The sequence below is a fragment of the Microbacterium mitrae genome (assembly GCF_008017445.1).
In the GTDB taxonomy this organism is placed as follows: domain Bacteria; phylum Actinomycetota; class Actinomycetes; order Actinomycetales; family Microbacteriaceae; genus Microbacterium; species Microbacterium mitrae.
In genome coordinates this window covers 168,343-182,585 of record NZ_VRSW01000004.1, presented here as the reverse complement: position 1 = coordinate 182,585, position 14,243 = coordinate 168,343, and the positions used below count along the sequence as shown (strand labels likewise).

The window sequence follows — 14,243 nt, the reverse complement described above, 5'->3', positions numbered from 1 at the left end:
TACCGGGCGCCCCGGCCCAGCGCCACTAACGACACCGAAGCGATACTCTTTGCGCAGTGCAGGGGCCGGTGCGTGCTCAGAAGCCCAATACCAAAGCCATCTCATGCTCAATAGAGTGAAGGCATGCACTGGCAGTCTGACGTTTCTGTGGCCGACTGGATTTCCCCGCGCCTCAGCGACGACTGGTCACGAGACTTCACGATGCATATGGCCGTGCCCCGCGGCTTTGACGCCTACGCCCGCATTTTTCATCCCGCAACACGGCGCACGGTGCCCGGCGGCGTGGTTCCGTCTGCCGACGACATCGCGCGCATGCCGCACGACGAGGCGATGCGGGTGCTGGAGCAGTTTGTCACCGCGCGGGTGACGTGGGCCGAGACGGCCGAGACTTTCGGAACCACGATGCACGCGTTGGCGCAGTGGCATGCGGTGACGGGGGCGACGGAACCATACGGCGCCGATGGGCGCGTGAATGGCGCCGAGTACCAGGGTGGCGAAGAGGGATTCTTGGAGCCCGAGTTGCTCACGGCCGTGGTGCAGACAGCGGTGGAACACACCACCACGCCGCGCGCGGGGTTTGCCGCGGTGTGGGAGGGGTGGGGGGATCTGGTGGGTTCGATGCGTCAGATCGGCCAACGTGCCGCGAGATTTGGTGATGACGGCGCGATGATCGGCGACATTGAGACCACACCGCATGAGTCGTTTTTGGCGCGCATTCGTAAGTCGATGATGAACAACCCGTTTGGCAAGGAGACCTGGCACCCTGGCATCTTGAGCGACGATATTTCGCGCGGGCCGCGGCTGTCTCTTCCCAACCGCGACTATGTGCTGTTCGCGATGTCGCCGGGGGTGTTTATGTACCCGACCTGGCAGGAGTCGGTGCTGTGGCAACACCCCGATCACACCGCCTTTACGCACGGGCCGGCGCTGTTGTGGCCAGAAGATCGGGCCTGGGTCATTGTGAGCGAGATCGACTGGGATTCGACCGTCGTCGGCGGCAGTGAAGAGCTCATTTCTGCACTCCTCAACGATGACCGACTTGAGGCGTGGCGCCTGCCGGCGGAGTCGCTGTTGACGGCGGATGCGGACGAGATCAACGGCTGATCTTCAGGCTGCTGACTACGATCGAATCGTAGGGGGACACAACATGACACGTGATGAACGCTGGGCTCGCGGCCCGTTGCATCCAGAAATTTTGACCGGAACCATCAGCCCGCAGTGGGTCGCTGAGTTCAAGCAAACGCCGTACGCGCCGACCAACGCGACCGCATGGTGGGCGCTGGGCGCGTTCTTCTTTCTCGGTTTTGGTGGACTCATCGTTGGCGGGGCGCTTTCGCGCGGACACGCCTCGGCAAACGGACTCGGCGCCGGTGTGGTTATGGGCCTGGTTGGCGCCCTGCTTGCCGGACTCGTGGCGTGGTACACGTATCGGATGCGGTTTGATCAGGCCATGCGGTTGTGGGCCTTCGCGCGCGCCAACGACCTGACCTACGTGGGCCGACACACCGACAAGTACAACGGCATGCTGTTCGATGTGGGTGGCGGCCGACTGCACACCAGCGTGCTGCGCACGAACACGGTGCGCCCGGTGGAGTTTGGCAACTATCAGTACACGACCGGTTCGGGTAAGTCGCAGCAGACGCACCACTGGGGCTATGTCGCGGTGCGGTTGGAAAACCTGCTGCCCCACATCGTGCTGGACGCCGAGGGCAACAACGGCTTCTTTGGTTCCAATCTTCCGATCCGCATCGACCGAGACCAGCACCTGAGCCTCGAGGGCGACTTTGATCGATACTTTCGGCTCTACTGCCCGCAGGGCTACGAGCGCGATGCGCTGTACCTTTTCACGCCCGATGTGATGGTGCGATTTATCGACAACGCCGCCGAACTCGACGTTGAGATCATCGACGACTGGGTGTATTTCTACGCAAAGAACCCGCTCGTGGGGCTCGACCCGCGCATGTGGGCGTGGTTGTACTCGGTTGTCGACTCATTCTTGGTGAAGGTTGATCAGTGGGAGCGCTGGCGCGATGACCGCCTGCGCCTCGAAGCCGAGCAGTACGGCGCTGGATATGGCGGGGCTGCGGGTGGCGGGTATGGGGCTGGTGCTGGTGGGCTTGCGGGTGGCGATTTCTCCGGCGGGCAGGTTTCCGACCCGGGCTATGCGCCCGCGCCGTTTGCTGGTTCCGTGCCGCCGGCCGCCGCGTATCAGCCCAACGTTGGCGCAGCCATGGGCATGACGGTGGCGCAAGCCGCGCATATGGTTCCGCCCGGCACACGCCCGCCAAACAACCCGTATCTCGGGCCGAAGGGGGTCGCCATGGGTGGCCGCCGCCTGCGCCGGGGTGTGCCATGGGCATCGGTTATCGTTATCGCCACGATGATCATCTGCTGGATCTTCTTCCAAACCATGATCCTGCGCTAACCCGCGGTTTCGCGCCCCCGCGCCCTCGCGCTTCCTGCACCTCCCGAGCCCCTGCACCGTGGTTCCGGGGCCTCGCCGCGTGGTTCCGGGCCCCTCTTCGGCCCTGCGGGCCCACGCGGCAGAAGGAGATTACGCCCGCGCAAGGAGAATCTGGCCCAAATCTCCTTCTCCCGGCGTAATCTCCTGCCCTCGCGTTGCCGACAGGCAGACCAGCGGGCCGGAACCACGCCACAGGCCGCCGGGCAGGAAGCGGAACCATGGGTGCCGACTCGCCGGGGAGTCGCCAAGGCCCAACGCGGGCAGTAGGCGCGACCTAACGCGACCGTTTCCGAGTCACTTCAGGCTGCGAGCCCACGCGGCAGAAGGAGATTCCGCCCACACAAGGAGAATCTGGGCGAATCTCCTTCTCCCGGCGCAATCTCCTGCCCTCGCGTTGCCGACAGGCCGAGCAGCGGGCCGGAACCACGCCGCGGGGCAAGGGTTCCTCCGCTGTCACTTCAGGCTCCGAGCCCACGCGGCAGAAGGAGATTCCGCCCGCGCAAGGAGAATCTGGCCAGAATCTCCTTCTCCCGGCGTAATCTCCTGCCCTCGCGTTGCCGACAGGCCGAGCAGCGGGCCGGAACCACGCCGCGGAACCACGCCACAGGCCGAAGACCACGCCCCAGGAACCGCGCCACAGGTTGCGGAGGGGCGGCGGGGTGCCAGTACATTTATTTCCTTACCTTGGGAGATCGAATGTCTACACCCAGCTACTACCGCCACGGCCTGCAGCGCATGGTTGGCCGCAATCCGCATGAGGGTCACCGCGGCGCGACGACGCTTGAGCTGTTCTTTGACCTGACCTTTGTTGCCGCGTTCGGCGTGGCTGGTAATGAGCTCGCCCATGGCATCGCCGAGGCTCATTATGGCAGTGCGATCGGGGGTTTTGCCTTCGCGATGTTTGCAATCGTGTGGGCGTGGATCAACTACTCCTGGTTTGCGTCGGCGTTCGATACCGACGACTGGCTGTACCGACTGCTGACCATGGTGCAAATGGTGGGCGTGGTGATTCTCGCCATCGGGTTGCCCGCGATGTTCAAGTCGCTTCACGAGGGCGGTGCCATCGACAACGGCGTGATGGTTGCCGGATATGTGGTGATGCGCATCGCCATGATTGCGCAGTGGCTGCGCGCTGCGCACGGCAACCCGCAATACCGCGCCGTCGCGAAAAGCTACGCCATTGTGGTGGGCAGTGCGCAGGTTGCCTGGGTTCTCATTCTGCTGTTTCCGCTCGATGCGTCGGGCTTCGCGATCGCGGCGCTGTTTGCCGGCGCAATTGATGTTGGCGGCCCGATCATCGCCGAATCGCGCGGCGGTCGGCGCGGCGGCATGACTCCGTGGCACGCGCACCACATTGCCGAACGCTACGGTCTGCTCGCCATCATCGCGCTCGGTGAGACGGTGCTCGGAACCCTCGCCGCCGCCCGCGTGCTCACCGACACCGAGGGCTGGACGCTCTCCTCGATCATGGTGATCGGTTTGGGCATCGTGGTCTCATTCGGTCTGTGGTGGGCGTACTTCCTCGTACCGAGCGCCGCCGTGCTGGCGGTGCGGCGCTCGAAGGCGTTCGTGTGGGGCTACGGTCACGTGCTTGTTTTTGCCTCCATTGCGGCCATCGGCGCGGGATTGCACGTCATCGGATACGTCTACGACGACCACTACCACGTGAGCAACACGGTCGCGATCGCGTCGATCGCCATCCCCGTCGTCGTCTTCATGCTCTCGCTCTACCTGCTGCACTCGTGGCTGGTTTCGGCGTTCGCGAAGAACGCGTGGCTGCAAACCTCCGCCCTCGCGCTGCCGGTGTTGGCGATCATTTTCGCGGCCGTCGGCTGGCCGCTGTGGGCGTGCCTCCTCGCACTCGCGCCGATGATGATCGTGCTCTCGTTCGAGCTCGGAGCTTGGCGCACGCTGGACGCGCAGGTCGCCCGCGCCGTGGCGCGCGCCGAAGCGTTCCAGAAGTAGCGGAACCAGAAGAGCGGAACCACGAAAGCGGCACGCAGAAGCGGGGCCTCAATGCCTCCGTTTTCGCGCGGTTCCGCTCTGCGCAGCCACAATTCACTTGGTTCCGCCCAAGCCGCAACTCAGAGCGGAACCAGGGATGCCGCAGCTCAGGTGAGCAGCCCGAAGTGCGCCACCTCGGCGTCGGTGAGCATGCGGGATCGAATCAGGAATCGCTTGCCGGTGGGGCTTTCGACGCTGAATCCCGCGCCGCGGCCGTCGACGATGTCGATGGTGAGGTGCGTGTACTTCCAGTATTCAAACTGCGATTCAGACATGTAGACCTCGATCGCGTCGAGGCCGTCAACGTGAATCGTTCCGAGGTGTACGTCGACCGCACCGAGTTGGTACATGCCGACCGGGTAACACATGGGCGCGCTGCCATCGCAGCAGCCGCCGGACTGGTGAAACATCAGCGGGCCGTGCTGGCCGGTGAGCTGCCGCAGCAACTCACCGGCCTCAGCCGTCACGGCGACGCGAGAGTATTCGGTCACTTCGTGCTCCGTTCGCGTGGATCGGCGGTTCTCGTGTAAGTCAGCCGTTCGCTCGAATCGGCCGTTCGCTCAAATCGCCCGTTCGCGTGAATCGGCCGTTCGCGTGAATCAGCCGTTCGCTCGAATCGGCCGTTGGTGCCGGTTTAGAAGAAGCCCATCGGGCCTTCTGCGTAGCTGACAAGCAGGTTTTTGGTCTGCTGGTAGTGCTCGAGCATCTTGAGGTGGTTTTCGCGGCCGATGCCCGACTGCTTGTAGCCGCCGAACGCGGCGTGCGCCGGGTACTGGTGGTACGTGTTGGTCCACACGCGCCCGGCCTCGATCGCCCGGCCCGCGCGGTATGCGGTGTCTCCGGAGCGGCTCCAGACGCCGGCGCCCAGGCCATAGAGCGTGTCATTGGCGATGGAGATCGCGTCATCGAAGTCGGTGAAGCTGGTGACCGAGAGCACCGGACCGAAGATCTCCTCCTGGAAGATGCGCATGTCGTTGGTGCCTTCGAACACGGTCGGGGCAACGTAAAAGCCGTCGGCGAGGTCGCCGCCGAGATCAACGCGCTCGCCACCGGTGAGGAGTTTGGCGCCGCCCTCTTGGCCGATCTGAATGTAGGAGAGAATCTTCTCCAGCTGGTCGTTTGAGGCTTGCGCGCCGATCATGGTTTCGGGGTCGAGCGGGTTGCCCTGCACGATCTTGCCGACGCGTTCCAGTCCGTCGCTGAGGAAGGAATCGTAGATCGACTTTTGCAGGAGCGCCCGCGACGGGCACGTGCACACCTCACCCTGGTTGAGCGCGAACATCGTGAAGCCTTCGAGGGCCTTGTCGTAGAACGCGTCGTTGCTCTGCGCGACATCTTCGAAGAACACGTTGGGCGACTTGCCACCGAGTTCAAGAGTCACCGGAATGAGGTTCTGCGACGCATACTGCATGATGAGCCGGCCGGTGGTGGTCTCACCGGTGAACGCGATCTTGCGAATCTTCTTGTGCGACGCCAGCGGTGCACCGGCCTCAATGCCGAAGCCGTTGACAATGTTCACGACACCGGCTGGCAGCAGGTCACCGATGATGTCGAAGAGAAACAGAATCGATGCCGGGGTCTGCTCGGCGGGCTTCAGTACGACACAGTTGCCTGCCGCGAGCGCGGGCGCGAGCTTCCACACCGCCATGAGAATCGGGAAGTTCCACGGAATGATCTGCCCAACCACACCGAGCGGTTCGTGAAAGTGGTACGCGACCGTGTTTTCGTCCAGCTGGCTGAGCCCGCCCTCCTGCGCGCGCAGCGCTCCGGCAAAGTAGCGGAAGTGATCGATCGCCAGCGGAATATCGGCGGCCAGCGTCTCGCGCACCGGCTTGCCGTTCTCCCACGTCTCGGCGACCGCGATCGACTCGAGGTGTTGTTCCATGCGGTCGGCGATCTTGTTCAGCAGGTTCGCGCGCTGCGTTGGCGAGGTCTTCTTCCACCCCTGAAACGCCTGCCACCCCACGTCAACCGCACGGTCGATGTCTTCAACGGTGCCGCGGCCAACCTCACAGAACGGCTTGCCGTTGACCGGCGAAATGTTCTCGAAGTACTGGCCCTTGATGGGCTCTACCCACTCGCCACCGATGTAGTGCCCGTAGCGGGCGCGATAGTTGGCGAGGGATCCGGCCCGCCCGGGAGCGGCATAAATGCTCGATACGCCTTCTTCAACAATGGTCATGAGCTGTCTCCTTTGACATCGGGGTATTCACAAGCTGACGATGTGAATCACGTTGCCCAGAAGCTACGCCCCGCAACGTTGCACTCCCTTGCACGCTGCGCCCTGGTTCCGGCTGTCGCAGCCGTTATGCACGACCGAAAACCGTGTGCACGCAATATTCGCCTCATCCGTCACGTCAGCATCACCAGTCACACGGATGCGTGCATAACGGCTGCTGCGGGCCAGCGGAACCAGCAGTCGCGCGGAACCAGCAGTCCTGCGGAACCAGCGGGCCTGCGGAACCAGGGGCTACGGAACCAGCGCGGCGGTGGCGGAGGCGGTCGCGCGGGCGGAGCGCGCGGCACGCCAGCGTTGCATGCGCGGCAGAATCAGCCCGATGAGTGGGCCGACACCGAAGGCGAAGATGACGGTTCCGACTCCCACCGGGCCGCCGAGCAGAAAGCCGATCAACAGCACGGAGCCTTCGATGACGGTGCGCACGAGCCACACCGGACGACCGGTGCGACGCACCAGGCCCGTCATCAGGCCGTCGCGCGGGCCAGGGCCAAAGTCGGCAGAAATGTAGACGCCGGTCGCGACCGCCAGCACCACGAGCCCCACCAAGAACAGCAGTGAGCCCACGATCCAGTTGGGGGCGGCGGGCAGCACGTGAAGCGTCACCTCGGCGGCCGGCCCGACGATCAGGGCGTTCAGCACCGTGCCGATACCGACGCGTTGGCGCAGCGGAATCCACAGCAGCAGCACCACGACCGACAGCGCCACCACCACGGCGCCAAAGCTCAGCGGCACGTGCATCGCGGTGCCGACGGCGAGCACATCCCACGGCGCCAGGCCATTGCCGCCGCGAATCATGAACGCGAGGGCGACGCCATACAGAATCAGCCCGACGAGCAGCTGCACAACGCGCTCGGTGGTGTCACGCACACCGGTCAGGTGCACCGGCAGAAACATCGCTCGAAGGATTCGCATGAACACATGGTGCTCCCGCCGACTGGCCGCAATGGCGGTCCACTTCACGCAAAGTGGACTGTCATAAACATGCCAATTTGAGCGACGATGGAACCATGACGTCACGTTTGGTGGGATTGCTCGGCTCGTGGGATGACGGCCGCGCCGTTGCCGCGAGCCTCGCCGACCGCATTCGCTCGCTCGTGCTTGATGGCCGGCTCACCGTTGGCGAGAAGCTCCCCAGCGAGCGCGCCCTCGCGGCGGAGCTTCATCGCTCGCGCGCCACCGTCTCCGCCGCCTACGAACGCCTCGCTACCGCCGGCTTCGTGGTGCGCCTGCACGGCGGCAGCACGCGCGTGACCCTGCCCCACGGCACCCGCGTCATGCCCGACAGCGATACCGCGCTGGTCGATTTCACCATCGCATCCACAGGTTCCACCCCCGGCCTGCACGCCGCCACCGAGCGTGCCCTCAATCGCCTTGCCGAACTGCGTGGAACCAGTGGGTACCTGATTGCCGGCATGCCGGAGTTGCGCGAACGCATCGCCGCACGCTTCTCGCAGCGCGGCTTGCCGACGTCGGCCGATGAGATCATCGTGACCTCCGGCGCGATGCACGCTCTGGCGCTGCTGTTTGCGACCTTCGGCCAGCCGGGCCGCACGGCGCTCGTGGAGCAACCCACGTTTCCGCACGCGTTCGAGGCGTTGCGCCGTTCCGGACACCGCATTCTCACGACGCCGGTGACGTCCGCAGGGTGGGATGTGCGCCACCTCACCACCACGCTGCTGGATGCCCGGCCGCACCTCGCCTACCTCATTCCCGACTTTCAAAACCCGACGGGCGCCTCACTCACCGACGACGAGAGGCGGCAAATCACGGCCACTGCGCGCAGTTCGGGCACCCTGCTGATCGCCGATGAGACGTGCGTTGAGCTCGACATTGATCGCCCGTTCACGCCGCACCCGTTCGCGGCGCATGGCGCGGCCATCACGGTGGGGTCGTTGTCGAAGCTCGCGTGGGGTGGGCTGCGCATCGGCTGGATTCGTGCCAGCCGCGACCAGGTGGAGCGCATCTTGTCGGTGCGCCCCACGATTGATCTGGGCACTGCCGCGCTAGAACAGTGCATCGCAATCGAGCTGTTTGACGACATGACGACCCTGCGGCGACACATTCGCGCGCGCCTGGCCGCCGGCCGCACCGCGCTGGAAGCGAGCATTTCGGCGATGCCGGGGGTCGAGGTTCCGCGAGTCGCCGGTGGCCTCTCGGCGTGGATTGACCTCGGCGAGCCGCTCTCAACCGCGCTCTCTCTGGCCGCGCAGGATCGCGGCCTGCGGGTTCCGGCCGGCCCGCGGTTTTCGGCGTCTGGCGTGCACGAGCGATTCATGCGCGTGCCCATCACGCTCGCGCCCGATGATGTGTCGGCGGGCATGGCGATTCTCGCCGAGGCGTGGGCAGAGATTCACGCCGGCACGCGCTCGTCGAGCCGTGCCGGGCACCTCACCGTCGTTTAGGTTTGCTGCTCGGCCGCGAGGCGTTCGATGCGGGTGACGAGCAGTGAGCGCTTGGGGGAGCGGGGCGGGAGCAGTTCGAGCGCCAGTTGCAACACCTCAAGATCGTCGCGACCGGCGTCGGTATCGGCGTATTCGAGCAGCACCTCGGCGCTCGCCTCGGCAATCAGCGCCTCGCGCAGCGCCGTGCGCACGGTGTTGCGGAACTCCTCGACGCCGGAGGCGACGGAACCAGCGAGCGCGTCGCCGCTGTAGGCCGCGAGCGCGACGCGATGCGCTCCGCGATCAAGCAGTGAGAGCACGTGGTGCGCGTCAGACTCGATGGCTGGCTTCAGGCGATAGGGGCGCGACTCCAGCTCGATGAACGGCGCAATTTTCGCGAGCACTTTGCGCAGGCGCACCATTTCGGGACGGAGGGTATCGATGCTGGCGCCCTCACCGTAGACGAGTTCGGTGAGGCGCTCGGCCGATAGCCCCTGACGATGCACCACCAGCATCAACAGAATTTCGGAATGACGTGCGCCGAGGGGCGTGAGAACGCTCGTTGCGTCGCCCTCGACACAAAGGTAGGCGCGCTCGTTGCCAAGCACGCGCAGGCTCGCGCGCGATGCTCGCGAGGCGGCCCGGCTGGGGGCGGGGCGAGACGTGCGCGGTTCTGCGCGGCTGCGCAGGCGGGCGACCAGCAGTTCAGACTCCACCGCGCGCGCCGTGGCATCGACCAGCAGCTGTGCCTGCGGCGTCACGGCCTCGACACCTCCGGTCACATCAATAACGCCCAGGATCTCGCGGGTTTCTGGGTCTCGCACCGGAGCTGCCGTGCACGACCACGGCTGCACGAAGCGGTTGAAGTGTTCGGCGCCCTGAATCTGCACCGACCGGCCCAGCGCCAGCGCGGTGCCCGGCGCCGAGGTTCCGACCGCCGCCTCTGACCAGTTGGCGCCGGCAACAAAGCCCATGTCGCTGGTGAGGTTTTGGATGGCGTGATCGCCCTCGACCCACAGCAGGCGTCCGGCGGAGTCGCCCACCGCGACAACGACACCGGAGGTGGCGGCCTCCCCCGGAATGAGCAGGGCGCGAATCATGTCGCGAGCGCCGGCGAGCGGATGCTCGCGACGGTACTCCTCGATCGCGTCTGGCGTGAACTCCAGCGGAGGGAGGTCTTCTGCCCCGACGGCGGAGGCGAGTGAGCGACGCCACGACTCACGCACCAGCTCACGCACGTCGAGCAGGCGCGAGTCGGTGAGGTTGCCCGCGATGATCTCTTCGTGGGCACGCTCGATCAGCAGGCGTGATGTTTCGGGCGCAACACCGCGCGAGCCTGCCCACTGTGACGTCATGGTGTTCCTCTGTGAACGATGGCCTCCAGTGTAGACACGGGCGCGCCCGCACGCGATGGGGAAGGTGTGGTGTGACCGGCGCGATGGTGGGGTCTTTTGGTCGAATGAGAGGAAGTTGGTCACTTACCGACTATGGGTAGTAACCATGTTCACAAGCAGTTGAGGGTTGGGCTTTATAACGCTTTGGCTCTCGGAAAAAACTTATTTGAGTTTTAGAGTGGGCTGTGAACGCATATTTAAATGCCTTTGACCAGGTATTTAGTGGCGTATTAGAACTAGATGAGAATCCTCTCAAGTGAAAATTGTGATTGTAAAGGCGCTTGACACTGCCAATTCCGGTGTCCTAGTAATGGAGTGCGGAGGATGTCTCGCCCCAAACGGACTGCTCTCGGCGCGAGAAGAGCGACCCAGAAGGGGCGTTATTTGGCGTGCCCGCACACCGTGCGACAACCGAACGTGACATCCCCACCCCCATCCCTGACACAAGGAGCAGGTTTACGTCGATCACGCGTTGAATGTCGTCCATTGCGATGATGTCTGACGGATCGACCATGCCGAGCACAATCGATCGGCGACGACGCTCAAGCGGAATCACCTTGTAGCGACGACACAGGGCACTCGGAACCAGGGCAACGACTGCCGGGTCAAGCTCACGGCTGGTGAGGTCGGTGTAGGGGAGGTCGTGCATCGCCGCCACGGCGTGGGCGAGCTGGGTGGAGGTGATGGTCTTGCTTTCCAGCAGGTGTGCGTGCAGGGCCGCGCCGTCGCCAAACGTCGCGACGGCCGAGCGCATCGTCTCGGGCTGCACTGCACCGGTCAGCACCAGTGTTTCTGAAATGCTGTTGAGCACTCACGTACCCCCATCTCCCCTAGATCTCATCTTAGGGTTTGACAAGGTTTGACGGCGTAACGATTTTGACCCTCTTTACCTAGCTGACCAGCACGTCGCCGGTTCCTCGACACGAGTGAAGAGCGTTGCTTCTGTGGCGGGGTGGGGGTGCAGTAGCGTGTCTGCATGTCTGACGACGCCGGCGCCCGGAGCGCAGCCCCGAACAGCATTCCTCTGAGCGAAGCGCTTCGCGCGTGGTTCCGGCGCGCCCGCGCGCCCACGGCGAGCTGCTCTATCACCGTCGAGTGACGTGGCTCGAACTGTTTTACGACCTCGTCTTTGTGGTGCTGATCTCACAAATCACACATCGACTGGCGGAGCACATCAGCCTCACGGGCACGTGGGAGTACCTGGTGATGTACTTCTTGATTTGGCTGGTGTGGCTCAACGGCTCGTACTACCAAGAGCTGCACGGTCAAAACGATGGCCGCAGCCGAATGTACATCTTTGGCCAGATGGCGTTTCTCGTCGTGCTGACCGTGTACGCCGGGCATGCCGTTGAAGACCGGGCGCAGGCAATCGGATTCGGCATCGCATACTTCTTGCTGATCGTGCTGCTGTCATATCAGTGGTGGTTTCTGCGCCGCATCGACCAAGCACAGTACCGCGGCGGAGTCGCAACCTATGTGACGTTTCTGCTTATCACCGGCGTGCTGGTGCTGGGCGGGTCATTTATCGCCGACAACACGCTACGCACCGCGGTTTGGGGAATCGCCGCGCTGCTCAACATTGTTGCGACGCCACTCTCAGCCGCCCGAAGCGCCGCCGGCGAAGGCGTGACCGATGTCACGGAGTCGTGGGCGGAACGCATGGGGCTGTTCATCATCGTCGTGCTGGGTGAGGTGGTTGTGGGCGTGGGCGACGGTTTGGCCGACGGCGAGCACACTGTCACGAAGCTCATCACCGGCATGCTGATGCTCTTTCTCGGCTTCGCGATCTGGTGGACCTACTTCGACTTCATCGGCAGGCGCGAACCACGAACCGGGCAGCGCGTGCGGGCCGTCTGGATCACAACCCACATGGTGCTGGCCGGCGCGATCGCCGCGGTCGGCGGGGGCATGGTGTCGATGATCGAACACGCAGACGACGCGGTGGTTCCCGTCGAATCGCGCGCGCTCATCGCATGGTCACTCGCCGTCACGATGCTCGCAATCGCCGCGCTGGTCTGGACGATGAAGCCGCGCCCCGCCCTGCGGCGCGCGATACCGACCCTCGTCATCGGCGCAGCCTATGCGGCGGTGCTCGCCGTGGTTCCGGTCGCACCCGTCGCCTTCGCGATCTTGCTGTCACTGACCCTGTGGGTCAGCTGGTGCTTCGCCTTTGCCGACGCCGCTCGCGGCGGCGGGCTGATCATCGAGATAGACGAATAGCGCGGCGCGGGTCAGGCGCGGGTGCTCCACCAGGTGCGGAGGCGCTGCTCGGCGGCTTCGGAACCAATGATGCCCTCGTCGAGGCGAATCTCCATCAAGAATTTGTAGGCTTCGCCCACCTCGCGACCGGGGCCGATGCCGAGGGTTGCTTGAATCTGGTTGCCGTCAAGCTCGGGCCGAAGCGAATCGAGCTCTTCTTGCGCGGCCAGCTCGTCGATGCGGTTCTCAATATCGTCGTACGCGCGCGCCAGCCGGGCAGCCTTCTTCTTGTTGCGCGTTGTGACATCGGCGCGCGTCAGAATGTGCAGCTCGGCGAGCAGGCTACCGGCATCGCGCACGTAGCGGCGCACCGCAGAGTCTGTCCACGCGCCCTCGGCATAGCCAAAAAAGCGCAGGTGAAGTTCGACGAGCTTCGCGACGGCGGCCGTGGTGTCGTTGTCAAACCGCAGCGCCTGCAGGCGCTTTTTCACCATGCGAGAGCCGACCACATCGTGGTGATGAAAGGTCACGCCACCGTTCGGCTCCAGCTTGCGGGTGCGGGGCTTGCCCACATCGTGAAGTAGCGCCGCCAAGCGCAACGCAATGTTTGGTTCCGCGTCGGGAAAGCGCTCTTTTTCGTGCTGAATCGCCTGACGGAGCACCGTGAGGGAGTGTTCGTACACGTCTTTATGGTGGTGGTGCTCGTCGACCTCAAGCTGGAGGGCAGAAACTTCGGGCATGAACTCGTCAATCAGGCCACTCTCGACCAAAATGCGGATGCCGCGCGACGGGTCGTCCGTTTGGAGCAGGCGCACCATCTCAGACTGAATGCGCTCGGGCGAGACAATGCGAATCGTCTCGCGCAATGCCGCAATTGCCTGCAGCGTGGGCTCCGCGACGGTGAACTCGAGCTGCGATGCGAAGCGGGCAGCACGAAGCATGCGTAGCGGGTCGTCACCGAAGCTGATTTGCGGGTCGATCGGCGTGCGCAACACGCCCGCGACGAGGTCTTCGACGCCACCGGTCGGGTCGACGAGGGTGACAGACGGAACCTTGAGCGCCATCGCGTTGACCGTGAAGTCGCGACGGGTTAGGTCGGTTTCGAGGCTGTCGCCAAACGCCACCACGGGCTTGCGGGTAATGCCGTCGTACTCGTCGGCGCGATAGGTGGTGATCTCAACGTTCTCACCCTTGACGCGCGCGCCAATGGTTCCGAACGATCGCCCAATATCCCACTGCGTCGTCGAAATCGGGGTGACGATCGCCAAAATCTCGTCGGGTCGCGCGTCAGTCGTGAAGTCGAGGTCGTGAGTCGGCCGGCCGAGAAGCGCGTCGCGAACCGGGCCACCCACGAGTGCCAAATCTTTGCCGGCCGCGGCAAACGCGTGCGCGACGGCTTCGACGACGGGAGAGGTTGCGACCGCTTGAAGGCGCGCAAGACCCTCCACCATGTTCAGCATGTTTCGAGCCTACCGAAACCGCGCTGAAGGGATGGTGGATGGGGGTGTCGCGGGGTGTGGTATCGCGGGGGTGGCGGGGCGGTGTGTCGCGGGGGCGGGGCG

At 64.4% G+C, this 14,243-nt stretch carries 11 protein-coding genes; 5 read left to right on the top strand and 6 right to left on the bottom strand.

The features are described from left to right. The first annotated feature begins 123 nt into the window (after positions 1-123). From FVP60_RS11435 to FVP60_RS11425, 3 genes are all read left to right on the top strand, one after another. Positions 124-1,104, top strand: a complete 981-nt coding sequence (locus tag FVP60_RS11435; RefSeq protein ID WP_147826415.1) for a hypothetical protein — start codon at positions 124-126, stop codon at positions 1,102-1,104. Positions 1,105-1,147: 43 nt separating this feature from the next. Continuing rightward, on the top strand, positions 1,148-2,425 hold the full coding sequence (locus FVP60_RS11430) for a hypothetical protein (RefSeq protein ID WP_147826414.1): 1,278 nt from the start codon (positions 1,148-1,150) through the stop codon (positions 2,423-2,425). A gap of 735 nt (positions 2,426-3,160) precedes the next feature. Next, on the top strand, positions 3,161-4,429 hold the full coding sequence (locus FVP60_RS11425) for a low temperature requirement protein A (protein ID WP_147826413.1): 1,269 nt from the start codon (positions 3,161-3,163) through the stop codon (positions 4,427-4,429). Between the two features lie 146 nt (positions 4,430-4,575). On the opposite strand, the gene FVP60_RS11420 is transcribed toward FVP60_RS11425, so the two are convergent. The 3 genes from FVP60_RS11420 to yczE form a co-directional block, all read right to left on the bottom strand. Then, positions 4,576-4,959 (bottom strand): DUF779 domain-containing protein, encoded by a 384-nt coding sequence (locus FVP60_RS11420; RefSeq protein ID WP_147826412.1) that lies wholly within the window; start codon positions 4,957-4,959, stop codon positions 4,576-4,578. A gap of 143 nt (positions 4,960-5,102) precedes the next feature. Then, entirely contained in the window at positions 5,103-6,650 is a 1,548-nt protein-coding gene (gene exaC / locus FVP60_RS11415; protein ID WP_147826411.1) for an acetaldehyde dehydrogenase ExaC, read from the bottom strand. A gap of 288 nt (positions 6,651-6,938) precedes the next feature. Continuing rightward, the gene (yczE, locus tag FVP60_RS11410) at positions 6,939-7,619 is read right to left on the bottom strand and encodes a membrane protein YczE (RefSeq protein ID WP_222705932.1); all 681 of its coding nucleotides are present in this window, start codon (positions 7,617-7,619) and stop codon (positions 6,939-6,941) included. A 95-nt stretch (positions 7,620-7,714) separates the two neighbouring features. On the opposite strand from yczE, the gene yczR reads away from it, so the two are divergent. After that, entirely contained in the window at positions 7,715-9,109 is a 1,395-nt protein-coding gene (yczR, locus tag FVP60_RS11405; protein WP_147826410.1) for a MocR-like transcription factor YczR, read from the top strand. On the opposite strand, the gene FVP60_RS11400 is transcribed toward yczR, so the two are convergent. Both FVP60_RS11400 and FVP60_RS11395 read right to left on the bottom strand, forming a co-directional pair. After that, positions 9,106-10,443 (bottom strand): GAF domain-containing protein, encoded by a 1,338-nt coding sequence (locus FVP60_RS11400; protein ID WP_147826409.1) that lies wholly within the window; start codon positions 10,441-10,443, stop codon positions 9,106-9,108. The genes yczR and FVP60_RS11400 overlap by 4 nt on opposite strands. Before the next feature lie 343 nt (positions 10,444-10,786). Beyond that, entirely contained in the window at positions 10,787-11,293 is a 507-nt protein-coding gene (locus FVP60_RS11395) for a GspE/PulE/PilB domain-containing protein (protein ID WP_222705931.1), read from the bottom strand. A 284-nt stretch (positions 11,294-11,577) separates the two neighbouring features. Here FVP60_RS11395 and FVP60_RS11390 point away from each other — a divergent pair, with 284 nt between their 5' ends. After that, the gene (locus FVP60_RS11390; protein WP_187240658.1) at positions 11,578-12,702 is read left to right on the top strand and encodes a low temperature requirement protein A; all 1,125 of its coding nucleotides are present in this window, start codon (positions 11,578-11,580) and stop codon (positions 12,700-12,702) included. 11 nt (positions 12,703-12,713) lie between these two features. Here FVP60_RS11390 and FVP60_RS11385 read toward each other — a convergent pair whose 3' ends face one another. Continuing rightward, positions 12,714-14,141, bottom strand: a complete 1,428-nt coding sequence (locus FVP60_RS11385; RefSeq protein ID WP_147826407.1) for a CCA tRNA nucleotidyltransferase — start codon at positions 14,139-14,141, stop codon at positions 12,714-12,716. Between the last annotated feature and the right edge of the window lie 102 nt (positions 14,142-14,243).